This is a genomic window from Streptomyces sp. NPDC020898 (assembly GCF_044333925.1).
GTDB lineage: Bacteria > Actinomycetota > Actinomycetes > Streptomycetales > Streptomycetaceae > Streptomyces.
Genome location: NZ_JBIRRV010000037.1, coordinates 15,132 through 40,147, shown reverse-complemented (window position 1 = coordinate 40,147; position 25,016 = coordinate 15,132). Strand labels below are relative to the sequence as shown.

The window sequence follows — 25,016 nt, the reverse complement described above, 5'->3', positions numbered from 1 at the left end:
CCGCCGGCCGACAAGCCCGGCTCGTCAGCACAGCGCACCGCATCCTTCCCACCGCAGTCTTCGACGGACAGATCCGCAAGAGCAACAAACTCCCCAGCTGAGATCTACAGACAGTGAACCGCCGACTTGTATGTGCCGTAGTAGCGCGTGGTCGGGCGCTGAGCGGCTTCGTACACATGGCGGCGGACGAGCGGATCGGCACCCTGTGTCCGATGCTCGCGAAGAACTTTGACCAGGACCACCCCGATCTGTTCGTCGCACGCGATCGGCTGGTGGAACCGGTCGGGCAAATGACGCAGCCCGCCCGAGAGGCCGGGCAGTTGCGCCCCCGATGTGGAGTCCGGCGATCTGATGGTCGCCGTCAGCCGGCTCACCCGGCCGCTGCCAGGCACCGAGTGCGAGGGCATCGGCCGCTGCGTGCACCGTCATCTGCAGATGCTCCTGGACGGTCTGCGGGCACCCGCCCGCTCCGTACTGCCCGGATCGGCCGTGACCGTGGAGGACATGCGACGAGCGTGACTGATCCGGTCGGTCAGGTCGATACCGATTGGTTCGGCGCTCAGCGCTCGGCGCCGGTCAGTAGTCGTCACCAGTAACCACCTCGTACAACGCTTTCGGCCGTCGACGATGACGAGCCGTCCCTGTCTCGATGTCCCGACGTCTCGCTGTCTCGGTCTTCATCTCCAGCTTTGTCTCTCTGCACTTCTCTCCTCGCTTTTCGCCACGAAGTCCCGAAGTGGGTATCCCCATGTCTGAAACAGCTCAGGCCACCGCCAAGACGGCAGCCGACTCCCATTCCAACCGCTGGAAAGCGCTCACGTTCATCGCGCTCGCCCAGCTGATGGTCGTGCTGGACGCGACCATCGTGAACATCGCGTTGCCGTCCGCCCAGCAGGACCTGGGCATCTCCGACGGCAACCGCCAGTGGGTCATCACGGCGTACGCCCTGGCCTTCGGTGGTCTGCTGCTCTTCGGCGGCCGTATCGCGGACCTGTGGGGCCGCAAGCGCACCTTCGTTGCCGGTCTGATCGGCTTCGCCGTCGCGTCCGCCCTCGGCGGCGCGGCCACGAACGAGGCGACGATGCTCGGCGCCCGTGCCCTCCAGGGTGCGTTCGGCGCGCTGCTCGCGCCCGCCGCGCTCTCCCTGCTCGCGGTGATGTTCACCGAGCCCAAGGAGCGCGCCAAGGCGTTCGGCATCTACGGTGCGATCGCCGGGGGCGGCGGCGCCGTGGGCTTCATCCTCGGCGGCCTGCTCACCGAGTACCTCGACTGGCGCTGGACGTTCTTCGTGAACATCCCGTTCGCGGTCATCGCGGCCGCGGGCGCGTACTTGGTCATCCGTGAGCCGTCCGGCAGCCGCAACCGCTCGCCGCTCGACATCCCGGGCGTCGTCCTGTCCATCCTCGGTCTGGTCACACTGGTCTACGCCTTCACCCGCGCCGAGTCCGACGGCTGGGGCGACTCCACGACGGTCGGCCTGTTCGTCGCGTCGGTCGTGCTGCTCGCCGCGTTCGTCTTCACCGAGTCCAAGGTCAAGGCCCCGCTGCTGCCGCTGCGTGTGATCACCGAGCGCAACCGCGGAGGCGTCTACCTCTCCCTCGGCCTCGCGATCATCGCGTTGTTCGGTCTGTTCCTCTTCCTGACCTACTACCTGCAGCTCGTGCTGGGCTACTCGCCGGTCAAGACCGGCCTCGCCTTCCTGCCGCTGATCGGCGGCCTGATGGTGGGCTCCACGCAGATCGGCACCCGCCTGTTGACCCGCGTTCCCCCGCGCCTGCTGATGGCTCCGGGCTTCCTGGTCGCCGGGACCGGCATGCTCTTCCTCACCCAGCTGGAGATCGGCACCTCGTACGCCAGTGTCATCCTGCCGGGGCTGGTACTGCTCGGCCTCGGCATGGGTACGGCGTTCATGCCCGCCCTCTCCCTGTCCACGCACGGTGTCGAGCCGCGTGACTCCGGTGTCGCCTCCGCGATGGTCAACACCTCGCAGCAGGTGGGCGGCGCGATCGGTACGGCCCTGCTGAACACGATCGCCGCCTCGGCGACGACCGCGTACACCAAGGACCACATCGGCGGCGTCGGTTCCCAGGCGCAGCAGCAGCTGGTCCAGCTGGAGGGCCAGGTGCACGGGTACACCAACGCGATCTGGTTCGCCGTCGGCATCCTCGTGCTCGCCGCGACGGTCGCTTTCACCTTCATCAACACGGGCAAGCCGCAAGCCGGTCCGGCCTCCGGCCAGGGTGCCGAGGACGAAGCGAAGATCCTGGTGATCGCCCACTGACGGCCCGTACACCGGGTACGCCCGGCACTTCGGGTACTGCGATCACTTCGGGCACTTCCCGTACTTCGTGTACGGCGCGGGGTGGGGACGCCTCGCCGTACACGATGCAGGGCCAGCCCCGGCTCCGAGAGCGACGGAGCCGGGGCTGACCCGTGTCCGGGCCCCCAGGGCCCGCCATGACATTCCCTGGCTGCAGATGACCTGCGCAGAGCCGACGGCAGCTCAAGCGGCCCGAACCGAAGGACATCGGCCCGCAGACCGAAAACGTCCTGACCAACGGCATGCCCCAGGACCTCGCCGCCACGACCCATTTCCAGATCGGCCGACGACGAGCCGGAAGCGACTCCTTGATGCGGACATCGACCTCCGCGGTCCACTTCGCGGCCGCCGGCCAAGAAGCCACCATGAACGCGGCCACCGCATCGCGGCCTTCCCCCACGGTGAGGGCAGCTTGGGAAGGCACCGCGATCTTCCACGAACTCATCCGCCTCACGTTCGAGGACACCGACCCCCTCACCGCGCTCCCAGACATTCCGGCTTTCCTCCACTGCGACCACCGAGGCCGCTACGCCGCCGTCCTCGTGCCCGACCGGCACCCCGATCAGGCGAACGAGTTCAACGGTGCCGTCCGGCCCTGCCCGGGCTCCGCCGTCTGTGACCCGCGCGCCACCACCCAGCTTCGAAGATGCGATACGCGCGGCAGGCCACCCCTTGCCTTCTGGCGGTGAGGGCCTCTTGCGGTGCACGCAGGACCGGAACTCGCGGTTCACCAGCTCGGTAGCCAGGCAGGCATTTAGGTAGAAAAATAAGCAAAGTGGACCAAAAGGTGCTGCGTACACAAGAGCAGCCGCCGGTTCCGGCCCGTCGTCCGCTCATAGCTTTTGCGCGCCCCCGGCCCTGGAGCGACAGCCCACCGAGGAGGGGGTGCGGCCGTCCCGTACAGCACCCCAACGTCTCCCCCCTCTCCCGAATCACCGGCGGACCACTTGCCACCGACCGACGATCACAGTATGGTCGTACGAACGTAAGACATACGACCGTAAGACATACGGGCGTAACTCAAATCTAAGGGAGCTCGTGATGGCGACAACTCGGCCGGTGGCACTCGTGACAGGTGCCTCATCGGGGGTAGGCAAGGAGACGGCCCGTGCCCTCGCCGCGGCGGGCTTCGAAGTGATCGGAACCGCTCGCAACACCGCGCGGGTCACCGCGCCCGCCGGGGTGACCTACCTCGACCTCGACGTGACCAGCGACGACTCGGTCGCCTCCCTGGTCAAGCAGGTGATCGACCGGTTCGGGCGCATCGACGTCCTGGTCAACAACGCCGGCGTCGGCGCCAACGGCGCCGCCGAGGAGTTCTCCGTCGCCCGGACGCAGGAGGTCTTCGACGTCAACGTCTACGGCATCATGCGGATGACCAAGGCGGTTCTGCCGCACATGCGCACCCAACGGAGCGGACGCATCATCAACGTCTCCTCCCTCAGCGGGTTCGTCCCCAGCCCGTTCATGGCCATCTACACCTCGACCAAGCACGCGGTCGAGGGCTACTCCGCATCGCTGGACCACGAGGTCCGCGAGCACGGCGTGCGGATCCTGCTCGTCGAGCCCGGCCCGATCAACACCCCGTTCGGGGACCACAGCGTGCAGGGCGACACCCCCATGCCGCTCTACGCATCGGGACGGCGCACCTTCGACGAGGTGCTGGCGAAGAACCTCAGCGGCGGCGACGATCCCACCACCGTGGCCAAGGTGATCCTCGCGGCGGCCACCGGCAAGAACCCGAAACTGCGGCGCACCGCCGGCTCGACGGCCGCCGGCATCAGCGTGTTCCACCGCGTCCTTCCCGCCCGGATCTTCGACCGCATCGTCCGCAGGTTCAACCGGATGCCGAACTGACGCCCACTTTTCGCGCCCCCGAACCCACCCGAAAACAACGACACCTCGTCCACGAGGTGATCGCGCAGGCGGTGCAGGACGGCGACGACCCCGCCGTCGCCGCCAAGGCGACCGGCGCAGCGGCCAACCGGCAAGAGGCCGAAGCCGCGCCACGCCACGCCGCCGGCCCGCGGCGACCGGCCGTACATCACCGACGGCGCAGCCCCCGAACCCCACAACCCGAAACTGCAGACCGCGAGGATCAACCTGCCGGCGCTCCTTGCCGGCGCGGCACACCGACCCGACCAGCGGCAGCCGGGGGCACAGGCCCCGGCTGCGACGGAGGAACCCACCGTGCGGTACACGAAGGAACACAAGCAGGAGACACGGCAGCGCATCATCGAGACGGCCGGCCGCCGGCTCAAGCGGGACGGCATCGACGGCTCCGGAGTCGCCACGCTCATGAAGGACGCCGGCCTGACCAACGGCACCCTCTACGCCTACTTCGCTTCCAAGGACGAACTCGTCGCCAGCGCGGTCGCCGACCAGATGCGCGCCCAGCACGAGAACATCGTCGCGCAGGCAGCGCCCGGCCGGGCCGGCCTCGAACAGATGATCCGCTGGTACTTCTCCCCCGAGCAGCGCGACACCATCGACGACGGCTGCCCCAACGCCGCCCTCCTCGACGAGATCGCACGCTCCGCACAGCCCACCAGGCAGGCCTACACCGACGGCGCCCTGGTCCTCATCGACGGCTTCGCCGCCCGCCTGGCACCCCACGACCCGTCCTCGGCACGCCTGAAGGCACTCAGCCTCCTCGGCATGCTCGCCGGCACCCTCCAACTCTCCCGCGCCCTGACCGACCAGCAACTCGCCGACCAACTCCTCCAACAGGGCATCCACAACGCCCTCGCACTCCTGGACGCCGAGCAGCACAGCTGAACCGCCATCCGTGCCGATCAGAAGCCCGTCCGGCCGAACAAGGCCGGCGGCTCCCCCGCCCACCGCACCCACGTCACTCCCGACGCCGGCCACCCGCCGGGTGGCCAGACGATTCCGTACACCCTCGATGAGGGGAAAGAACGAGGGCCCGATGAGCGTCTTCCACCCCGATCTCGCACGAGGTCGCTTCATCCCCAAGGTGTCCTACGGGCGGCTGACGTCGCGCCTCGTGCGGAAAGTGAAGTGGCGTCCGACCGATCCGGGGCCGGGCGTCACGGTCCAGGAGATCACCGTGCCCGGCACGGAGGGCGCGCCGTCCGTGTCGCTCCGTGTGTTCCAGCCGGCCGGTTTGAAGGAAGCGGCTGGGGCGCTGCTCTGGATCCACGGAGGCGGGCTGATCTTCGGTGCGCCCGAGCAGGACGACCGTACGAACATCGCCTTCGTCCGTGAGCTCGGCATCACAGTCGCCGCGGTCCGCTACCGACTGGGTCCCGACCATCCCGCGCCCGCCGCGGTCGAGGACGCCTACGCCGGGCTGCGCGGCCTCGTCGAGCGCGCGGGCGACCTGCACATCGACGTCGACCGCATCGCGATCGGCGGTGCCAGCGCGGGCGGCGGACTCGCCGCCGCCCTCGCCCTGCTCGCCCACGACCGGGGCGAGATCCGCCCGGCGTTCCAACTGCTCCTCTACCCCATGCTGGACGACCGCACGACGACCAGAACCGACCTCGACACCCTCAAAGTGCGCCTCTGGACCCCCAAGAGCAACCGCTACGCCTGGTCCTCCTACCTCGGCGACACCGTCGCCGGCCCCAACGTCTCCCCCTACACCGCCGCAGCCCGCCGCGAAGACCTCACCGGCCTGCCACCGGCCTGGATCGGCGTCGGCACCCTCGACCTCTTCCACGACGAAGACATCGAGTACGCACGCCGGCTGAACGCCGCCGGCGTCCCCTGCCAACTCCACGTCATCCCCGGCGCCTTCCACGGCTTCGACCTCGTGCTCCCCAAAGCCGACATCTCACAGGACTTCTGGCGCCGGCAGGCACAGGCGCTCAAGAGCGCACTGTGACACCGACCTGCGTCCATGACCGAAACTGACGGCAGACCAACGCTTTCAGAACGCCGACCGCACCACCCTCACCCAGGCAGCAGCTGCGGCGTTCGCCGGTCCGCTCGCCGCGGGGCGGCCCGGCATCCGTGGACAGGCCGGTAGTTCTCCGCCGCGTGGGGCAGCCGGGAGACGCTGAACGTCACGCTGGCGGAAGCCGAGCCGGCGTCGGTACCGCTCGCGACGCCTCCGGCCGGTGGCGGCATCCCGCACGCCCGCATCGTGCCCGCCCCGGCCTCTCCCCCGCCGACGTTTAGTCGCCGGCTGTGCCGCAGTACGATACCCGCGCAGCGCAGATGACATCGACCGATCGCCCTCAGCGCCTCGTCCACAGGACTGCGGTCGGGGACGGGCATCCCGAAAACCGGATGTCCGCCCCCGACCCGTTACAGCGGCGCCTGCGCGGACCAGAGTCCGCGTCCGTGTGTCGCCACCAGGAGGCGTCCGCCGTCGGGCGAGACGTCCAGAGAGACGATTCCGGCATGGGGCAGGGCGCCGCCGAGCCGGTACCACGTGTACGAACCGGTCGCGGTGGGCGCGGCGGCGAAGACGCCGATGTCCGTGCCGACGACCACGTGACCGTGCCACAGGGCGAGCGCCCCGGCCGGCGCGTCCGGCAGGTCGCCGGTGCGGTCGGTCCAGGTGGTGCCGCCGTCGGTGCTCTCGAAGACGTGGCCCTCGCCCGCGCCGGAGACGTAGGAGCGGGTGAAGCCGCCGTAGGTGGCCCAGACATGGCGGGCGTCGTGCGGGTCGACGGTGAGCGAGGTGACGTACCGGTTCGGCAGCGGCGCGGTGAGCCGGTGCCAGGTGCCGCCCGCGTCGGTGTCGATGCCGCTGGCGTACTGCTCGCCGCTCCAGTCCTCCCAGCCCGCGTAGGTCACGGAGCCGTTCACGCCGAGGGCGGTGACGGAGTGGTCCTCGCCGGTGTCGTGGACGGCGGTCCAGTCGCAGGAGTCGGCGGTGCAGCGGGTGTCCCAGCCCTTGCCGGCGTTGTCCCACACGTAACGGCCGCCCGCGACCCAGTGGTTCACGTCGGCACTGTCGGAGGTGTAAGGGGCGATGAACTCTGGGCCCGGGTCGCAGCCCTTCAGGTCGGCGTTCCAGTCGCAGGCGGGAGAGATGCCGGTGAAGGAGGGCGTGGTGCCGTCGGAGCGGCCGCCGTTGGTGGTCAGCTCCATGTCCAGGTCGACGTATTCGTTGACGGCGCGGTCGGCGTCGGCCGGGTCGACGAGGACGAAGCCGCCGTCGCCGCCCGAGGGCTGGTACAGCTCCCGGGCGCCGGGCAGGCTCAGCACGTTGCCGTTGTCCTGGGTGCCGCCCCAGGTGGACAGGGCGCCGGTCGCCGGGTCGGTCCCATAGGCGGCGTCGTAATACTGGAGGGTGCGCAGGTCCTGGTTGAGGTTGGTCCAGCCCTTCGAGGGCAGCTCGGGGTCCGGACGCAGGGTCGCCGAGCGCTCGTAGACGCCGCCGTCGTTGCCGAAGTAGACGCGGTGGCCGGGGCCGAGGGCGATGGCGTGCTGGTCGGCGTGGGTGGTCATCGGGCAGCCGCCCGCTATCAGGCCGTCGGTGTAGCACTTCAGGCCGTAGTTCCAGTACGGGCCTATGGTCGCCCAGGTCTTCCCGGCGTCCCAGCTCTCGAACACCTCGGAGAAGCCCGCGTACACGTGGTCGGGGTCGGCGGGGTCCACGGCGACGTACTGGTTGTACCAGGCGGCGCCGGCCGCGTCGCTGTTCTGCGCGCCCGATGCCTTGAGGACGTCCTCGTCGGCGACCGTCGTCCAGGGCCCGGCCGCGTCACCGGTGGCCGAACGGAAGACGTCGCCGTCGCTGCTGCCGTTCGTGGCGTCGCCGACGAGTGCGAAGAGTTCACGGCCGTCGGCCGAGTACGACAGGGTCGAGCGTCCCGGCGTGACGTCGGCCAGGTCGCCGGTCACCGTGACCTTGTGCCAGGTGCCGGGTTTTCCGAAGTCGTCGGACTCGTAGACGCCGTTCGCGTCGCCCGCTGCGACGAACTGACGCGCGATCACGGCGGTCACCTGCCGTCCGCCGGTCCCGGGGCGTACGGCGACATCGGTGGCGGCCGAGGACCATCTGGTCTTCGGGTCGCCGGGGGCGAGGGCGACCGTCCAGTCGGCGGTGATGTCGCCGGCGGCGCGGCGCAGGACGCCCTCGTTGGTGGCCGCGTAGACGTTCCCCCGGCCGTCGAAGGTGATGCGGGGGACGATGCTGCCGTCGATCCGCCTGCCCACCTGCTTCCAGGTACTGCCCCGGTCGGTGGAGCGGTAGATGCCCAGGCCGGTGTAGGAGTCGCCGGAGTTGCTGGGCTCGCCGGTGCCTATCCACAGAGAGTGGTCGGCGGGGTTCACGGCCAGGGCGCCCATGGCGAGGGTCTGCTGCTGGTCGGACAGGGGCTTCCAGTGACGCCCCTCGTCATCCGAACGCCACAGCCCGCCGTCGGCGGCGCCCTCGTACACGGTGTGCCCGTCGACGGCGAGTGAGGAGACCCGACCACTGACGAGGCCGAACCCGGAACCGAAGTTCGAGGCGACCGGGTCGGCGTACTCCTTGTCCTCCTGCTGAAGCGGCACGTTCGTGACCTCCGACCACCGGGTCGGCACGGCCGGCAGTCTCCCTGCCTGCGCGTAGGCCTTGGCCAGCGCACCGGGTCCGATCGAGTCGCCGGGGGCCGTCTTCATACGGGCCTGCTGGGCGAACCCGGCCGTCGGGTCGTCGCGGTCGGCGCCATCGCCATCGCCATCGCCACCGTCGTCGTCGCCGTCGTCCTGGGCGGTCAGGGCGGTGACGGCAGTGGTCCTCGCGGGGTCGATAGGGCCTGTTCTGAGGTGGGCGTGGGGGTGGGCGGGCGAGGCTGCATCGGCGCTGCCCGCGACCAGGAGCAGAGCGCAGGCAGCAAGGACAGCCGCCCGTACGCCCGTTGGGGGGTGACTCAGGTTCATAACAGTGATCACACAGCAGCTGCTTGAACCCTGGAGTACACAGGCGGCAATGATCCAGCAAAGCAATCCCCTCAACCGCCCAGGGGCAACGGGTGGTTGAAGGAAAGAGCGTGCACTCGACGAGGAAGAGGAACGGGCGGACACATCGGGTACAGACGACGGGGAAATCCGTACACACAACGGCGACGAACAGAACCCCGACAACGAGGACGAGAAGGACGACCTCAAGTGAACGCGACGGCATGCCGCGAAGCTGCAAACCGGCTGGGAGGGCTGCGGTGAGACGGTCCAGCCGCGCGCAGAGAGCACCAGCCGGGCCCGGTTCCGGACGTGGCGGGCAGCGCCCTCCAGCGGTACGGACAGGCGTCCTTCGGCTTCACGCAGGACGACTCCGGCGAAGGTCGGTGCGGCCGCTCGCTTTCGCCAGGCCGCAGGCGCGGCGCCGAACGTCGGCGGCGACCGCGCCCGCGCGCCCGGTCAGCTGCAGGCCGATCTGCCCGTAGCCGCGGGGTTCCGGGTGCGGATCCGCACAGGTGAGAACGGCGGTGACGGACGCTTCGTACAGGCTACGGGGCGCGGTCCAGCGGGAGTTCGGCGTCGAGCAGGCCATGGAGGTCTAGAGCACGGTGTGAGCTGCGCTCACCGCGGCCTCGCCCGCACACAGCCCTGTGGCCGTGATCGCGCCGCCCGCCTCCCGTTCCACCGCTCCCCCTCCGGTGGTCCGGGGAGCACAGCGGTGAGCTGGTTCATCCCGGCATACAGCGCTTGCCGGGCCACCTCGGATGCCACCCACGCGTCACCGCGGCGTGTCGTCGTGCCGACGTCGGTGACCCCGCCCGGCAGCAGACTCACCGCCTCCCGAGCGTCCCTGCGATCCGGCGAGGCATCCGGGCCGCCGCCAAGTCGGTTCAGCTGAGGTCGGTGAGGGCGTCGGAGAGGGCACCGGGGCGTCCGGGCCTCAGAAGCTTCTCGAAGACAGTCAGGACCAGTTCGTCGGTCTCGTCCAAGACACAGTGATCGTCGCGGCTGACGTGGCCGTCGTGGGGGCGGAAGCCGTGTTTGACGAATGACGCGATCCGGATGCTGTCCCGCATCGCGTCGGCGCGCTGTCCCCCGGTGTGAAGGAACGCGTAACGCCGGCCGTAGACAAGGGCACGACCGGTTTTCTCCTGACGGCGACCGCCCGCGGCGCCGTCGCTGACGAAGGCCTGCTCGTCTGGCGGATGCAGTGTGATCCGGATGGGTTCACGAGCAGGCAGAGACGGCCCGTTCGTCTCGAAGGCTCGGCTCATGACCGCGTTCTGCCGCTTGGCGAACCAGCCCGTGAAGTTCTGCACAGGTTCCGTGGCGACACAGGCCCGGACTCGGCCGGAGGGGTCGATCACGTCGACGTGGGTGCGCGCCTCACCGGCCTCGACGCGCCAACCGCCGCGGGTGGGCCGACGCCAGAGGGGGATGTCCGTCATGGTCACAGCCTCCCAGACAGCCGGGACTCGCAGGTCACGAGGCTGTCCTGGAACCGCTTCACCGCCGCGACAAGGCCAAACCCCTGATCAGCAACCCACGCACCCCTGCACGAACATGCGCGGCCCCAGCCTGGCCGGGCCGCCGCTCAGCAGAGCCAGACCCTGGCCAGGAGGTGATCCGTGGGCCCGTAGTCGATCTTCCAGTCGGCATGGACGCCAAAGAAGCCGTCCTTGATGCACTGCAGGCCAAGGGTCACCCAGAAGCTTGCCGCCGGCGGTGTCGGTAGTGGATGCGACCGGCTACGGCCTGGTGAGCGCGGCCCTACACAGACCGGGCGAAGACGACCGGGTGAAAAACGGTCACGTGCCAGAGGATCCGGCAGGCGGCAGATCTCCTCGGCGGTGCAGCCGATCAGGGATGACGGAAGCCGGCGTCGCCCGGGACAGGACCGGGCGCCGGTACCGCCCCGGACCGGCCTCTCCCCCCGCGGTGTCGCGCCCTTCGCCAGCCCTGGACAGCCTGGCGCACCCGGAAGACACAGGGCGCTGTGGTGCACGCGCACGCGGACACCCGTCCGGGGCGCTCGGGCGCCCCGGACGAACGATGATCAGACGGTCGGGACGACGCCGCTCTCGTCGATGACGATCTTCTTCGCGGTGGCGCCGGAACGGCTGCCCAGCGCCTCGATCGTCTTGACGATGTCCGCACCCTCGACGACCTCGCCGAAGACGACGTGCTTGCCGTCCAGCCACGGGGTCGCCACGGTGGTGACGAAGAACTGCGAGCCGTTGGAGTCCGGACCCGCGTTGGCCATGCTCAGCAGGAACGGCCGGTCGTGCTTGAGCTGGAAGTTCTCGTCGGCGAACTTCTCACCGTAGATGCTCTTGCCGCCCGTGCCGTTGCCGTTGGTGAAGTCACCGCCCTGCAGCATGAACTCGGGGATGACCCGGTGGAACGGGGCACCCTTGTAACCGAACCCGTTCTGGCCGGTGGTCAGCTCACGGAAATTACGGGCGGTCTTCGGCACCACATCGTCGAACAGCCGGAAGACGATACGGCCGAGGTCCTCACCGTTCGCGGAAACCTGGAAATAGACGTTCTCACTCATGGCAGCGATTCTCCACCATGCAGACAGCCCCACCGCATCCGGCACCCCCGGCAGCCCCAACACCACCCGTAGCCACCCGTTGCCTCCCGCGCCAGCCGTTAGGCCAGCACCCGGGGACACCCTGAACGTCACACCGGCACCGCCCGACCCGGTGACGGAGACCGGTACCGACGCCACCCCCGGACAGCACCGACCACACTCGCCACACCGGCATCAAGCCCGTACCGACACCGGCGACAACCTCGGCGACCAGAAAGCGCCCTCGCACCCCGAAGACGGCAGCCGTTAACCACGGCCCAGCCGGAGCCGAAGCCGGCCACCGGGCCGACCACGACGGCCCGAGGCGCCTCATCCCTCACACCGGCGACACGCCGGGCCGACCGACGTCACACCCGCGAGAGGTAGGAGGCACACTCAGCCGCCCGCAAGGCGGGCAGCACCAGCCAGCCGCGGGCGTCACCGCGGCGCCTGCCGTCCGATCCACGACCTACTCGTGGAGAGTGCTACAGGTCGCGAGTTTCACGGACCCGGACGCTCAGAGTGGTCGCATCCCGCGAGGTGGTGTAGCCGATCAACGGATCGGAACTCACAGGTCACGCCGGGTACTTCGACTGGCTGAGGCACTCCCGGCTCCTGACCGAGCCACTTCGCGTGCCGCGCCAACGGAGAGATCATCGCGAGCCAGGTACCGGAAGGCGAAGCGCATGATCGCTTACACCACCTCGCGGGACGCGACCCTCAGAGTTCAGCTGCGGGGACGTTGAGGAGCCGCCTCGACAGGCAGGGGAACAGCTGCGCAACCGACCGGACGCACGGCAGCAACGAGCAAGAGGTGCAGGCGCCGTCCACCTGAGGGGCCACGTACGCCTTCCGAATCCTGGGCGACACTGGTCGAGTGATCGTCGAACGCGCGTATGCCCATCTCTCCTCGTACGACGAGGACACCTGGCCCTGGTCGGTGCCCTGCGTCCGGCAGCTGCTCAAGGAAGGGCTGCGCTTCACCGCACCGGTGACCTTTCTGGTCGGTGAGAACGGCTCGGGGAAGTCGACCCTGGTCGAGGCGCTGGCGGAGGGATTCGGCCTGGACTCCTACGGCGGCTCCCACGACTGGCGCTACGCCTCCCCGCGTGGCAAGTCGGCGCTCGGCGAGCGGATGAGGTTCGACGCGGCCCCACACGGGCGCCGTATGGCCACCAGCTGGTCGGCCCGCAAAGGCTTCTTCCTGCGGGCCGAGACCGCACTGGACGCCCTGGACCGGGAGGGGCTCTCGCCGGACTCGGTCAGCCATGGCGAGGGCTTCCTCGCGGCGTTCCGGGGGAAGTTCCTCCACACCGGGCTCTATGTCCTGGATGAGCCGGAGGCAGCTCTCTCGTTCTCCTCGTGCCTCGAACTGATCGGACACATCGACCGGTTGACGAAGGACGGCGGCCAGGTGATCTGCGCCACGCACTCCCCGCTCCTGACCGCCCTGCCGGGCGCGGAGATACTGGAGATCGGCGAGCACGGCATACGGCGCGTCGCCTGGCGAGAGCTCGGCGTCGTGGATCACTGGCGCCGCTACCTCGCCGACCCACACACCTACCTGCGACACATCATCGAACCGTAGGAGCGTCCCCCTCAACTATCACCTCGGCAACATACCTGCCGGGGTAGACCCTGCCCGCCCTGAAGACCCGAACCTGCCACCCGCAACACCCAGACCCACCAACTGAAGCGCTCTACCCGCCAAGTGTGCAGCGGTCATGCATTCCGTTCCTGATCAGTAATCCAGATCGAGGTAGTCGATTTCATTGATTTCGACGTCTGAGAGTCCCGTAGCGCGCCCTCCGCCGTCCTGGAAATAGACCTCCTTAAACCCTTCGGCAATAATTCCCCGCATGTGCTGGTCGCTGGCGCCTGTGTTACGGGCATCGAACAGGCGCTGCGCGTACGCCGGGGGGAGGTGCACGGTCAGTCGTCTGAACCGTCCGTCGTCGGTCGTGCCGACGGGTGCGGTGTAGCCGAACCGGGCCCTCGTCTCCACCGTGATCCCGCCGGAGGCCGCGGCCTGCTTCTGCCGGCGCTTGCGCACCTGCGGCTGCCACCGCTGCCGTACCGCGTCATCGAGTTTCGCGGCGACGTCGGCGCGGGCGTGCTTGCGGGCGCCGCGCCGGTACCGGTTGACGGAGTCTGCGGTGACGCCGATCTCCTGCGCGACGGCCTTTGCACTGCCCAACTGCTTGATCAGGTAGCCGACCTGGCCTTTCAACGTCTTCGGTGGCTGGCGGGTGAAGGACTCCTGGTCGGCCCGCTCGATGGCGTCGTCGATCTCGCCCACCGGTTATTCCCCTTCGTCCAGGACGGCGTCGCCGCCCTTGATGTGGCGGGCCGGGTTGAGGCCCTTTTCCATCAGGTCGACCGCCCACGGCATCGACTGGACGCCCTCCAGTTTGGCCAGGCCCGGCGAGGGCCCGAGGCGGAAGCCGCCGGGCTGCGCCTTGCCGGACGTCGCGTACGGCAGGAAGTCCAGCGGGCTCTCCCCAGGCGAGGGGTAAACGACGCAGTCGGACAGCACAGCCAGCGGGTACAGACCCGTCATCTTCACCATGTTGTTGAGCTTGCGGTGCATGTTGACCCGTGCCTTGCTGATGACGGCGGCGCGGATGTCGGGGCGCCAGGTCGGCCGCTGAAGGGCCGGCCACCGCTCGCCCTCCTTGTAGGACTTGCCTTGCGGGCGCTCGCGCAGTTTCCCGACGCCGCCTTTCACGGTCGCCTTGATGGCGGCGAGCACGGCGGCCATCGCCGGGTCGGCCTGCCCCAGCTGTTCCATCGCGGCGAGGAAGGTCCGGTCGTCCAGGTCCCGGGTGACACCGAGGTCGGCGAGGGTGTCGACGTAGGCGGTCTTGAGCCGGTCGTGCCACGGGTCCAGGTAGGCGCCGGTCTCGCGCCGCAGGTATGCCTCGATCGGGTGGACGTCGTGGCCGAGCTCCTGGGCGTAGGCGACGGTGTGCGTCTGGTACCAGGCCGGGCCCGTCGGCGGGGTACCGTCCGGCGTGAACGGCGACGGGAGGCGCGGGTCCAGCTCGATGTGGGAGAGGTCGACCAGCCAGGAGCCGGGGATCTTCGGGCTGAACTTCGGGGCGTGGAAATGGTCGGGGTCGGAGAGGCCGACGACCAGGCGGGCCGAGGCGGCGAGGAAGGCGGTGTTGAGGTCCAGGCCGACCGCGAAGGGCAGCGCGCACTCCGCACCGCTGAGCAGATCCACTGAGCGCACCCACTGGTATGCCTCTTCGTTGAGGAACCCGCCGGTCCATCCGCTGTTGACGACGACGGGGTGTTCGGCGGTGGCCTCCGGTGGTGCTGGGTCCATCGGCTCCGTCCCGAGCGAGCCCGCGTTGTAGCCGGACACCCAGTTCCCGGTCTCCGGGTCCTGCACGGCCTTCGTCGGCGGGCGCATCGCCGTCATCAACTCCAGCCCGGACACGGCGGTGGAGCCGCGCGGGGTGATGACGCGGGTCGCGTACACACCCAGGACGCGGGCGATGTCGGGCGGCTCCATGTCCGCGACGCCGGGCCAGGACCGTTCATCGAGGGCGTCCCAGGACAGGATGGCGAGCTGCACGCACTGCCGCTCGCGTCCCTGGGCCTTGCGGTAGATCCGTGCCCACGGACCGAATCCGCGCTGCGTCAACTGCCACTTCGCCTTCGCGACCTGCTTGACCACCGGATGGTTCTCGGGCAGGCGCAGGGAGCGGCGCTGCTCGTGGCCCTCCAGGCGCTCAGGAAGTCCGAGCTTCACGGCGGCCGCGGCGGTGAGCACGATCAGCGGATCGGAGTCCTTGCCGTAGCGGTTGAGCTTCGCGGCACCGAGGCCGGACTCGCGCAGCGTCCACTCCACCAGCTCCGGGACCGTGCGAGCGGGGCAGTCGAGCACGATGCCGCCGACGCCGTACGCACAGCCGTCACCGTCCAGCACGGCGAGCGGACCGTGCGGGAACCGCGGGTCGACGGCGGGCTGGGCGGCCTTCTTCGCGCCCGGAGGGCGCGACATCACCGGGCGGGCGGCAGGACGCTCCCGCGCGGCAGGGGCGGCGGGGGCCCGGGGCGGGGCCGTCTCCACCACAGCGGGTGTCTCGGGCGTGGCCGGGCCGGTGAACGTCTCCGCAACCGGCTCGCGTTCCGGCTGGGGAGCGAGGGCCGGGGCGGGAGCTACGTGGACGGGGTACTTCGCCGCCCATGCGTTCAGCAGCCGCTGGTACGCCTCCAGTCGCGGCGACTTCGGTTCCGTACGGCCGTTCTCGTAGTTCTTCACCGTCTGCGTCGTCGTCTTCAGTGCGGCCGCGAGACGGGCCTGGGTGATGCCGGCGGCCTCACGCAACCGGGCACGCTCCGCTGGGGGCGGGAGCTGCGGCTCCTCCTCCAGCAGAGCGTCGATATTCGCGAACAGCTCTTCCTCAGTTGCCATTTACGTCTACCTCCACCATGAACACTAGCAGCCTTACCCCCTACATTTACCCCATTCCTTTAACCCGATCGGATTGAATTTTGGGATAAAAGCGCCCGCGGACGACCGGAACCGGCCCCTGATCTGCGGCCAGAAGTTGTCCAGCAAGGACCTCGCCGCCGCCCGGGCCCCGGTCGAGCACGGCTTCGCCCACCTCAGGAACTGGCGCATGCTCGGCCAGGTCCGTACCGACCCGAGGTGGACAACCGCGTCGGTGAGGGGCCTGCTCGTCCTCACGATCCGCGAAGTCTCCCGCTGACAGGGCTCTTTGAACTTCGGCAGCGTCGCTCTTCCCGTCACGTACTTGGATGTTGAACGGTGCGCGGAACAGCGGCGAGCACGAGCATGTGGTGGAAACCCGGCCGAGGTCCTTGATCTTGTGACGCTGTCCGTCTCTGCCCTCGGCCCCGCGGCATCCGGTCATGGAGCCTCCGCGAAAACCTGGTTGGTGGACCACGGCGCCGACTGCTACTTTCCCGTAGACCGTGCGAGAGATCGAGGAGGTGGTACCCGTGAACGTATCGACGTGGGTGCTCTCCTCCGGGGTCACGGTCGGGCGATAGGTCGTCCGGGAGCGCCGTTCTGTGCACTCCCGAAAGGCACGACCATGCATTTCACTTCTGAACAGCGTCTCGATGGCGGTGTCCTCGAGCGCGAATTCACCCTCGGCGAGATCCCCGGCATCTTGTGGACGCCCACATCCGCATCCGCACCAGTGCCGCTGATCCTGCTCGGCCACCCCCCGCTCGGACTGCACAAGATGTACCCCCGGCTGGCGGGGCGGGCCCGGCACGCCGCGGCGGATGGCTTTGCCGCGGCCACCATCGAGCTCCCTGGGAGCGGTGACCGGCCGCGTTGGGCCGCCGCCGAGCAGGCCCGCGCCGACCTGCGCCGGGCTATGGAGGCTGGCGAGCCGGTCGGCGACGAGATCGTCGACGCCCTCATCCTCCCGCTGGTCGAGAGGTCGGTCCCGGAATGGCAGGCCGCCCTGGACGCCCTCTTGTCGCTGCCCGAGATCGGCGGCCCGGTCGCGTACTCGGGAGGAGTGATCTCCATCGGCGTTCGCCTTGCGGTGGTCGAGCCGCGCATCGTGGCCGCCGGTTTCTTCGCCGGGAGTTTCGTACCTCGCGCCGTGTTCGCGGAGGCCCGCCAGGTCACCATTCCGCTCCATGTCCTGCTGCAGTGGGACGACGAAGGGAACGACCGGCAGGCGGCCCTGGACCTGTTCGACGCCTTCGGCTCCAAGGAGAAGTCCCTGCACGCCAATATGGGCGGGCACACCGGCGTCCCGCAGTTCGCGGGGGACGCCGCGGCCCAGTTCTTCGCCCGACATCTGCGCCAGGCCGTGTCTGAGGGCTCTTGCCGGGTGGCTGGATCGGCGTGGGGCGGGACAGGCGCGTCTTGTGGTGCGATGTCATGAACTGACTGATGCGCAGTGGCCCAGTGCATAGCCCAGGTTCTCGCCGGTGACACCGCCGGCCACGGCGAGGGCCTTGGGCAGCAGCACGTTCAGGTCGCCGCGCCCCGCGATCGCGGAGGCGAGGAGAATGGCGGTCTCCCCGGGTACCAGTTTGCCGAGGAAGGCGCTGGTCTCCGCGGTCGTCATGGCGAACACGACAGCTGACGACCACCATCCGGCGGCTTCGATCAGAGGACCGATGTCCATGGCCGTCAGCCCGCCTGCCGCACCGGCGTGGATTCCGCGGCGGACCAGGACCGCGACGGCTCGGCACGGGACGAGGCCGAAGCCAAGTGGCCCTTCCCGCTCCTGCCGTGCCGCGCGCCATGCCGGTCGAAAGACCGCCCCGCGGCATACCACGCCAGCAGCGGGGCGCCCGCGGCGAGCAGCGCGCCGAGCAGGTGGCGGTCTGTGGCCAGTACCGCCGCCGCGGTCGTGGTGAGGGTGGCCAGCAGCACAGCGGTGCGGATTCGGGCCCTCGTGACCGCGGTGACCACGGCCATCGCAATCAGCACATACGCGCTTGTGCCTACACCGGGTAGCGCCAGATAGTCATGGCCAAGGGATGCCTCGCGGTCCGGCCGGCTGTGCGACGCGGCGAAGACGGCCAGTCCGCCCGTGGCGGTCAACAGCAGCGCGAGAGCCAGGCGCGCGTAGACGGCCGGGTCCCGGCGGGCCAGCCAGAGCAGCGCCAGGGCCAGCAGCGGCCACTGGGCCATCGTATGGATCCAGACGAGGATCTGCCCGGTGTCGTGTCCGAACGCCAGGGCGCCATCCGCGAGGGAGGCCGCCCGGGGGCGCAAGTGCTCGGCGCCGGACCACAGGAAGCCGCCAGCGGGGAAGGGCTCCGTGCCGGCAGAGGCCACGAGGAGAACGACGTACACGAGCACGGTCGCGGCCAAGCCCACGGCTGTGCGCCGCAGGTTCCGCGGCACCTTCGCTCGTCGCGCGACACAGGCGGCCACCGAACTCACCTGGTGGCTCCTCGCCCGAGATCCGCGCCGCGTACGCCCGACTCACCGGAGGCCGGGGCGGGGGCCAGGCCGAACAACTCGGCCGCCCGCCACAGGGGCACGACGGCGGTAACCTGCCGATTCCTCGCAGAAGGGCATCAGGGTCGCTCCATCTTGCACGGCGCCGCTCGGGTTCACGGCAACCTCCTACTGCTTGACACATCAACGTCCATCTTTCGGTAGCATTGTTGACATGTCATCCGATGCCTGAAGGTACGCGCCCAGAACGGAGAGGCCCACCGCCCGGCGTGTGGCCCCCGGCACCTCAGGGTCCGCTGATGACCATCTCGAGTCCGCCGGCCACGGTCCTGAGCGCCGGACCCTGGGGAATAGTTGCTGGTGAGGCCGCCACAGCGGGGCGGCCGGTGCCGCTCGGCGCCGGGAGTGCACACGTGCACCGGGTCGACGCGGCCGGCCACAGCGTCCATGAAGGGAAACGGAATGAGCGTCAACAAGGAAGAGATCGGCAAGACCGTTCTTGAGCTGGAGAAGTCCTTCAACGAGCGGTGGAGCGTGGGCGACAACCGCGGGTACCTGGACAACTACGCCGAGGAGATCAGCTACTTCGATCCGGTTCTGAAGGAACTGATCGTGGGTAGTGACGCGGTCATCGCTCACATCCAGTCGATCTACTCGAACCCGCACATCGTGCGGAACGAGTACCTCAATCCCGTCGTGAACGTCAGCGACAGCGGTGATTTCGCGGTCCTGGCCTACAACCTCGACACGTACGTGCTCGACGACAACGGCGATGAGCAGCAGCTCCGTGCGTGGAACGCCACCGAGGCCTATCGGCTGATCGACGGCGAGTGGCGCATCGTTCACTCCCATTGGGCGTTCGCTCAGACCGCGACGGGCGCGATCGCGTCCTGACCAGGAGACTCCAAGGGACGCCAAGCCACCTGCGTGCCAGACTTACGACCTGATGAGCACCATCACTGCGACGGAGCTACACCCATCTCCGGCTGAAGGACTGACCGCCAAGCATGGTGTGGTCTCCTGGTCGCGAGCAGTGAGGATGTCATCAGTGGACCTCGCCAAAATCGCTCAGCTCCGGTCGGCCGCGGTACCCCGGATTGTCGTGACGTTCGCGAGTACGCTCACCGCGCAGAAGGCCGCGCCGACCACTATCGGTGCGGCCGGCCCGTGGCTGTCGATGGCCACGCCGCCCGCCAGCGCGCCGATGGCGACAGAGGCGTTGAACACCAGGACGTAGATCGACGCAGCCGCCTGCCCGTTCTTCCCCCCGCTGCGCAGGACCAGGGTTTGCAGGACGACCGGCATTCCCGAATACGCCATGCCCCAGACGATCAGCAGGATGATCACGCCTACGCGAACGTCGAGGATCAGCAGGAGCGCGAGTGCCGTCGTGTCTGTACGCCAACTCGCCGAGGCCGTCCATCAGTCGAGGCGGATGAGCAGCCAGGAGTGGGCTACGACCGTGCGCACACCGAGGGCAACGTCCGCTCCAGCCCTTCAGATGCAGGACGTCCAGTTCATGGCCGTACTCCGACCGGGCGTCCGCGCCATCCAGCGGCACCGGAGAGCAGCAGCACGGTGGACGCTGCCACCGACACGGACTGTGTACGTTGGATTCCCAGCGGGGCACACTCTCGCAACCAGAGCCCTCATCTTCTGATGTCCCCAGCGGTGGTGGCACGGCCCGCTCGTCGTCATCTTCACCGTCGCTCTCATGAAGCAGGTGCCCGCCGATGTCAGGGTCGGCCGCGCGCGACTCGTGATCGAGGCTGCCTCACCCGACTCCGCACACCGGGACCTGGCTTTGTCGGCCAGTAGCGTAGCGAGAGCGTTTGTTACCCAAGAGCGAGAACACCCTGTGAGCACGGGAGACGATGGAGCCGAGTTTCAGCAACGCCCGGTTGCTTGACTTGCCCCGGATGTCGCGAGTACCCCGGCGGGGGTGGATGCGGAGCCTGGCGTTGTGCCGCGTACGGTCAGCGTGCGCATGATGGGCAAGGCCCGCGCCACGTGGTCCAACAGCCCTGCGGACACAGAGGCCGGTAAGCGCCGACGCGGTAACTGTCGGCGGTCCGGTTCAGGAGGCGAGGTGGCAGGATGACGCGGTGTCCGAGTCTCTGCACGAACCGTGGCTGCGCGGCATCGCCTTCAATCCGGCGGCGCCCTCCGACGTACTGATACGCCTGGTGGATCCAGCGGCCGGTGAGGCCGGCCTGCTGATGTGCGCAGGTCGTGACCTGCCCGACGCCGTCATCGACGCGGCCCTGAACCACCCGGACAGAGTGATCCGCCGTGCACTCGCGCGGAACCGGCACATCGACCCCGCACGACTAGCCCCCTTGGCGACGGACCCGTCGGGGATTGTCCGCGGGTGCCTCGCCGGCGGCACCCCTGCCCATCTCCGCCCGCGATGGGTCCGGCCATTGCCGGACGACATCCTCGTCACCCTCCTGACCGCCCGGGACGGAGGCGAAGACGGCACGCTCACCGCGAACGAGATCGTCGGGGAGCTCATTTCCTCCCAGCAGATCCCTCTGTCGTTCCACCACTCCATGGCCGTGCACGAGCACCCAGGGCTCCGTGAACGCGCCACCTGGGAGTGGCAGTCGCTCACCGTCGCACAGCGGGAGGCTCTGCTCGACGACCCCGACCCCGCGGTACGGAAGGCGGCGCAGGAGCACAGTTGGGTGCTGGATCCGGAACGGGTGGAGGCCAGGCTGCCGTCCTACGGCTCCCGCGGTAAGCCGTTCGTGTTCGGCAGGTGTGCCCTGTCCCCCGTGCTCGTCGAGCAGTGCTTCGCGGACGGCACGGTGCACCCTCTGACCTGGAATCCCCACACCCCGGCCGACGCCGTCGCCCGGCTCGCCCGCCACCCCGATGCAGAGATCCGCAGACTGGTCGCCACCCGGCCCGACCTGGAACCGGACCTGGTGGCGGAGCTGAGGGAGGACCCGGACGAGGACGTGCGGATGCGCGCAAGCCTCCACCCCTTCCCCCGTACCTGGGCCGAATACCGGGCGATCGACAGGGTCATCGGGCACGGCCCGGACTGCACCTGCCCGATCACCGAGCCGACCGGCGAGCCGTCGCCCGACTGGTTCGCCGCCTGCGCGGTGTCCGAGGAACCAGTGCTCCGTCGGGTCGCGGCGCGCTTCCCCAGCCTGGCTGCGGAACTCGCCGCGACACTCGCACAGGACGACGACGAGGAGGTACGGATCCTGCTGGCCTGCCACCACCCGCTGGCTCCGCCACACCTCCTCCTGGATGTCTTCGTCACTCGCCCGGCCCACCGACCGCACCTGCTGACCCTGCCCGCGTTCCCCCGCACCGGCTGGGCCCACCTCATCGGCCACCCGGATCCCGACGTACGGGCCCTGGCCGCAGCCGATCCCACCCTGACCGAGGCCCCGGTGGAAGACCCCGACGAGTCGGTGTGCCGAGCAGCTGCTGCCAACCCGAGCTTGACGCCGGAAGCCCTGGATGCCCTCCTCGCTGACTCGCGCACCGCAGAGGGCGCCGCGGCCAACCCGTCTCTCCCCGTGCCCCGCATGCACGCACTGCTCGACCGCTGCCTCAACGACACCGCCACCTCGCCGTCGGGCGGACACAGCCATCAGTGACAAGCGGCGGCTCCTGCAACTCATCTACAAACGTTCTCCGTTCTCACCTGCGCAGCCAGGGACCGCTCGGTCAAGCTCCGCAAGTACGCGGAAGCAGGCATCCGCACCAATGCGCTGCATCGAGGACGAGAGCGGCGGTCCCGTCGTCCACGTCTACGAACTCGACGAACAGACCGGCCCTCTGGGCGCCCGCCGGTATCTTCCGGGGCACGCTGAAGCGTTGCGTGCCGTTCGAAACCGGCCTGGATCTTGGCAAGCTCACACGGCCGCGGGCCGGCTGGTGCCCCGGCAGGGGCACTGGCAGTCAGCACCGAGCCGGCGCGGAACCGCTGAAGGGGGTCCCTCGAGTAGGCCACGCTCGCACCTTCCGGGTCTTCCGGCTTCTCAAGATCGAGGTGGATGAGGTACGTCGGCTGGATCGGCTGCCTGTGTCGGGCGGCCGAAGGGGTCCCCTCCCGCGGTCATGTCGTCGGGCTGACGGGGAAGTTGTTGCGGAAGACGTTCTGCGGATCGTAGGTGCTCTTCACCTGCCGCAGCCGCGCCAGGGTGACCGGCGGGAACGCTTTGGTCAGGGCGGCTGCGTGGTCATGGGTCTCGAAGCTGGGATAGAGGCCGGTCGCCGGGATCTTCGCCCATTCCTGAGCCGCCTGGTGCTCGTGGCCCTGGCGGGCCAGGACAGACAGGGAGAAGTTCTGCGTGCGGTGGGCGTAGGCGGTGGCGTCGGCCGGCACGTCGTTGATGGCTCCGCCCACTGCGCGGATCTGGAAGTAGCTGGTGTCCCTGCGGTCGAACAGGCCTGCCACGAGGGCGGCGGTGTCGGCGTCGATGTGGTCCACCAGCGCGTTGCGGCTGTGCATCAGGGACTGGCCGTCGTGCTGGTCGTGCGTGGGGGCCATGACCGCCGCGTACGGGACGAGTTGCGCGCCTTGCTGCAGGACCGGGGCGATGGGCAGGAAGCGCTCCAGCGCCCGGACCGCCTGTTCGGTGTCGTCGCCGGCCCAGACGGCGTACGTCTGGGCGATGCGCCGGCCTCCCTGATGGACGACGAGGAGGAACGCGGTCAGCTCGCGGGGGCTGTCCTCCACCACCTTGCCCCACATGTGGAGGAAGCCGGCAGTGTCGGTGGCGCTGTGCATGATCTGGGCGAAGACGACGTCGCCGAGCTCGGTGGCCTCGATGTCGAACGAGGTGACGATGCCCATGTTGGCTCCGGCACCGCGCAGGGCCCAGAACAGGTCGGGGTGGTGCTCGGCGTCCGCGCGCACCAGAGAGCCGTCGGCCAGGACGACGTCCGCGCCCTTGAGGTGGTCGATGGTGAGGCCGTAGGAGCGGCCGAGGAAGCCCTGGCCGCCGGCGGTGGCCAGGCCGCCGACGCCCACGCCGGCGTAGTCGCCGGAGCTGATCGCGAGACCGTGCGGTGCGAGCGCGGCGGCCACCTCGCCCCAGCGGGCGCCGGGTCCGACGCGCACCAGGCGCTTGTCCCGGTCGATGAGCTGGATGCCGTTGAGGGCGCCGAGGTCGAGGACGATGCCGCCGTCGTTGGTGGAACGGCCGCTCATCCCGTGTCCGCCGCTGCGGACCGCTATCGGCACGTGCTGGGCTCGGGCGTAGCCAAGCGCCTCGGAGACCTGCCGCGGTGTGGTGGGGCGCAGTACCAGTCCGGGCCGGCCGGACCACACGTATGTGGAACGGACCGTGTGGTACTCGCGGTCTCCCGGCTCCACTGCTCGGTCCGCCAAGTCCGCGGGCAGGCCGTCGTAGTCGATGCCGTCGCGGCGCTTGGCCAGGGCGGCGGGCGGGCGGACGCCACCGGTCGGCGTGCCGGCAGACCGGCGTTCGGCGGCGGCCTGCTCGCGCAGGGCGGGGGCGACCTCCTCGGCGAAGGTCTGGAGCGTCACGGGGTCGTCGGAAGCGAGGATGAAGGTGCCGATGCCGTCCTCCAGGACGAAGGGGAGGAGCTGTTCCACCCACTGGTCGGCCGGACCCTTGAGGAAGTCGCCCGAAGTGCCGAAGGCTCCCTGGATGTTGAGCAGACGGCGGATCTCGCGCGGGTCTCGGCCGTGCCGTGCGGCCGACTCGTCGATGATCTCGTTGCCCTCGCTCAGGGTCGGCGAGGACAGAAAGCCGAGACTGGGCAGCCAGCCGTCGGCCTTCTCGCCGATCAGCCGGAGCATGCGGGGCTTGTAGGCGCCCAGCCAGATCGGGACGTCATGGGCGGGTGCCGGGCCGCGCTTGGCGCCTTTGATCTTGTAGTACGTGCCGTCGAGCCGCAGGGTGCCGCGTTCGTCGACCGCCCAGATGCCGCGGATGACGTCGATGGCTTCGCTCAGCGCTTGAATGCTCTCGCCCGGTGCCAGCTTCCGCCCACCCATCGCCTCGATGGCGTCCCAGAAGCCGCCCGCGCCCAGACCGAGGTCGATCCGGCCGCCCGACAGCAGGTCGAGACCGGCCAACGAGCGGGCCAGGACCGCAGGCTGACGCAGAGGCAGATTGGTGACGTTCCCGGACAGGTGGACTCGCTCGGTGCGGGCGGCGACCCAGCTGATCAGCGTCCAGGTGTCGAGGAAGGCCGGTTGGTAGGGGTGGTCCTGGAAGGTCACCAGGTCCAGACCCACCTGTTCGGAGTGCACTGCCAGGTCCACCACACCCTGGGGGTCCTGGTTCTGAGGTGTGAGGAATGATCCGAAGCGCAGGTCGTGACCGTAGTCGGCCATGAGAACT

19 protein-coding genes and 2 pseudogenes are annotated in these 25,016 nt (G+C 69.3%); 12 read left to right on the top strand and 9 right to left on the bottom strand.

The window, feature by feature from the left end; genetic code table 11:
* The first annotated feature begins 351 nt into the window (after nt 1–351).
* The 6 genes and pseudogenes from ACH4TV_RS47415 (at nt 352) to ACH4TV_RS47390 (ending at nt 6,170) form a co-directional block, all read left to right on the top strand.
* Nucleotides 352–519 carry a hypothetical protein gene (locus tag ACH4TV_RS47415; RefSeq protein ID WP_398407699.1) on the top strand — a complete coding sequence of 56 codons (168 nt, stop codon included), beginning with the start codon at nt 352–354 and terminating at the stop codon, nt 517–519.
* Nucleotides 520–748: 229 nt separating this feature from the next.
* Entirely contained in the window at nt 749–2,281 is a 1,533-nt protein-coding gene (locus ACH4TV_RS47410; RefSeq protein ID WP_398407698.1) for an MFS transporter, read from the top strand.
* Between the two features lie 233 nt (nt 2,282–2,514).
* Nucleotides 2,515–2,983, top strand: a pseudogene (locus tag ACH4TV_RS47405) (ADP-ribosylglycohydrolase family protein); the annotation flags it as partial.
* A gap of 378 nt (nt 2,984–3,361) precedes the next feature.
* On the top strand, nt 3,362–4,177 hold the full coding sequence (locus ACH4TV_RS47400) for an oxidoreductase (RefSeq protein ID WP_398407697.1): 816 nt from the start codon (nt 3,362–3,364) through the stop codon (nt 4,175–4,177).
* Nucleotides 4,178–4,510: 333 nt separating this feature from the next.
* Complete coding sequence (locus ACH4TV_RS47395; protein ID WP_398407696.1) at nt 4,511–5,098, top strand: TetR/AcrR family transcriptional regulator; 588 nt, start codon at nt 4,511–4,513, stop codon at nt 5,096–5,098.
* 151 nt (nt 5,099–5,249) lie between these two features.
* Nucleotides 5,250–6,170, top strand: coding sequence for an alpha/beta hydrolase (locus ACH4TV_RS47390; RefSeq protein WP_398407695.1), 921 nt, complete (start codon nt 5,250–5,252; stop codon nt 6,168–6,170).
* 425 nt (nt 6,171–6,595) lie between these two features.
* On the opposite strand, the gene ACH4TV_RS47385 is transcribed toward ACH4TV_RS47390, so the two are convergent.
* The 3 genes from ACH4TV_RS47385 to ACH4TV_RS47375 form a co-directional block, all read right to left on the bottom strand.
* The gene (locus ACH4TV_RS47385) at nt 6,596–9,166 is read right to left on the bottom strand and encodes a hypothetical protein (protein ID WP_398407694.1); all 2,571 of its coding nucleotides are present in this window, start codon (nt 9,164–9,166) and stop codon (nt 6,596–6,598) included.
* A gap of 908 nt (nt 9,167–10,074) precedes the next feature.
* Entirely contained in the window at nt 10,075–10,632 is a 558-nt protein-coding gene (locus ACH4TV_RS47380) for a hypothetical protein (protein WP_398407693.1), read from the bottom strand.
* A gap of 608 nt (nt 10,633–11,240) precedes the next feature.
* Entirely contained in the window at nt 11,241–11,741 is a 501-nt protein-coding gene (locus tag ACH4TV_RS47375; protein WP_398407692.1) for a peptidylprolyl isomerase, read from the bottom strand.
* An 895-nt stretch (nt 11,742–12,636) separates the two neighbouring features.
* Between ACH4TV_RS47375 and ACH4TV_RS47370 the strand changes: the two genes are divergently transcribed.
* Entirely contained in the window at nt 12,637–13,347 is a 711-nt protein-coding gene (locus ACH4TV_RS47370) for an AAA family ATPase (protein WP_398407691.1), read from the top strand.
* Between the two features lie 153 nt (nt 13,348–13,500).
* On the opposite strand, the gene tpg is transcribed toward ACH4TV_RS47370, so the two are convergent.
* Both tpg and tap read right to left on the bottom strand, forming a co-directional pair.
* On the bottom strand, nt 13,501–14,058 hold the full coding sequence (gene tpg / locus ACH4TV_RS47365) for a telomere-protecting terminal protein Tpg (protein WP_398407690.1): 558 nt from the start codon (nt 14,056–14,058) through the stop codon (nt 13,501–13,503).
* Between the two features lie 3 nt (nt 14,059–14,061).
* Nucleotides 14,062–16,185 (bottom strand): telomere-associated protein Tap, encoded by a 2,124-nt coding sequence (tap, locus tag ACH4TV_RS47360; protein ID WP_398407689.1) that lies wholly within the window; start codon nt 16,183–16,185, stop codon nt 14,062–14,064.
* Between the two features lie 136 nt (nt 16,186–16,321).
* Here tap and ACH4TV_RS47355 point away from each other — a divergent pair, with 136 nt between their 5' ends.
* Both ACH4TV_RS47355 and ACH4TV_RS47350 read left to right on the top strand, forming a co-directional pair.
* The gene (locus ACH4TV_RS47355) at nt 16,322–16,483 is read left to right on the top strand and encodes a hypothetical protein (RefSeq protein WP_398407688.1); all 162 of its coding nucleotides are present in this window, start codon (nt 16,322–16,324) and stop codon (nt 16,481–16,483) included.
* 348 nt (nt 16,484–16,831) lie between these two features.
* The gene (locus ACH4TV_RS47350; protein ID WP_398407687.1) at nt 16,832–17,644 is read left to right on the top strand and encodes an alpha/beta hydrolase; all 813 of its coding nucleotides are present in this window, start codon (nt 16,832–16,834) and stop codon (nt 17,642–17,644) included.
* Here ACH4TV_RS47350 and ACH4TV_RS47345 read toward each other — a convergent pair.
* Together ACH4TV_RS47345 and ACH4TV_RS47340 are read right to left on the bottom strand one after the other, a co-directional pair.
* Nucleotides 17,639–17,890 (bottom strand): hypothetical protein, encoded by a 252-nt coding sequence (locus tag ACH4TV_RS47345; protein WP_398407686.1) that lies wholly within the window; start codon nt 17,888–17,890, stop codon nt 17,639–17,641. The two genes, ACH4TV_RS47350 and ACH4TV_RS47345, sit on opposite strands and share 6 nt — an antisense overlap.
* Nucleotides 17,891–17,895: 5 nt before the next feature.
* Nucleotides 17,896–18,618, bottom strand: coding sequence for a hypothetical protein (locus ACH4TV_RS47340; protein ID WP_398407685.1), 723 nt, complete (start codon nt 18,616–18,618; stop codon nt 17,896–17,898).
* A gap of 519 nt (nt 18,619–19,137) precedes the next feature.
* Between ACH4TV_RS47340 and ACH4TV_RS47335 the strand changes: the two genes are divergently transcribed.
* Nucleotides 19,138–19,569: a YybH family protein gene (locus tag ACH4TV_RS47335; RefSeq protein WP_398407684.1), complete on the top strand. Its 432-nt coding sequence runs from the start codon at nt 19,138–19,140 to the stop codon at nt 19,567–19,569.
* A gap of 174 nt (nt 19,570–19,743) precedes the next feature.
* Here the strand turns inward: ACH4TV_RS47335 and ACH4TV_RS47330 are convergent, their stop codons facing one another.
* The gene (locus tag ACH4TV_RS47330; protein ID WP_398407683.1) at nt 19,744–20,022 is read right to left on the bottom strand and encodes a hypothetical protein; all 279 of its coding nucleotides are present in this window, start codon (nt 20,020–20,022) and stop codon (nt 19,744–19,746) included.
* A gap of 758 nt (nt 20,023–20,780) precedes the next feature.
* Here ACH4TV_RS47330 and ACH4TV_RS47325 point away from each other — a divergent pair.
* Both ACH4TV_RS47325 and ACH4TV_RS47320 read left to right on the top strand, forming a co-directional pair.
* The gene (locus tag ACH4TV_RS47325) at nt 20,781–22,295 is read left to right on the top strand and encodes a hypothetical protein (protein ID WP_398407682.1); all 1,515 of its coding nucleotides are present in this window, start codon (nt 20,781–20,783) and stop codon (nt 22,293–22,295) included.
* A gap of 51 nt (nt 22,296–22,346) precedes the next feature.
* A pseudogene (locus ACH4TV_RS47320) lies at nt 22,347–22,570 on the top strand (Uma2 family endonuclease); the annotation flags it as partial.
* Nucleotides 22,571–22,756: 186 nt separating this feature from the next.
* Here ACH4TV_RS47320 and ACH4TV_RS47315 read toward each other — a convergent pair.
* Nucleotides 22,757–25,009 carry an LLM class flavin-dependent oxidoreductase gene (locus ACH4TV_RS47315; RefSeq protein WP_398407681.1) on the bottom strand — a complete coding sequence of 751 codons (2,253 nt, stop codon included), beginning with the start codon at nt 25,007–25,009 and terminating at the stop codon, nt 22,757–22,759.
* Nucleotides 25,010–25,016: the final 7 nt, after the last annotated feature.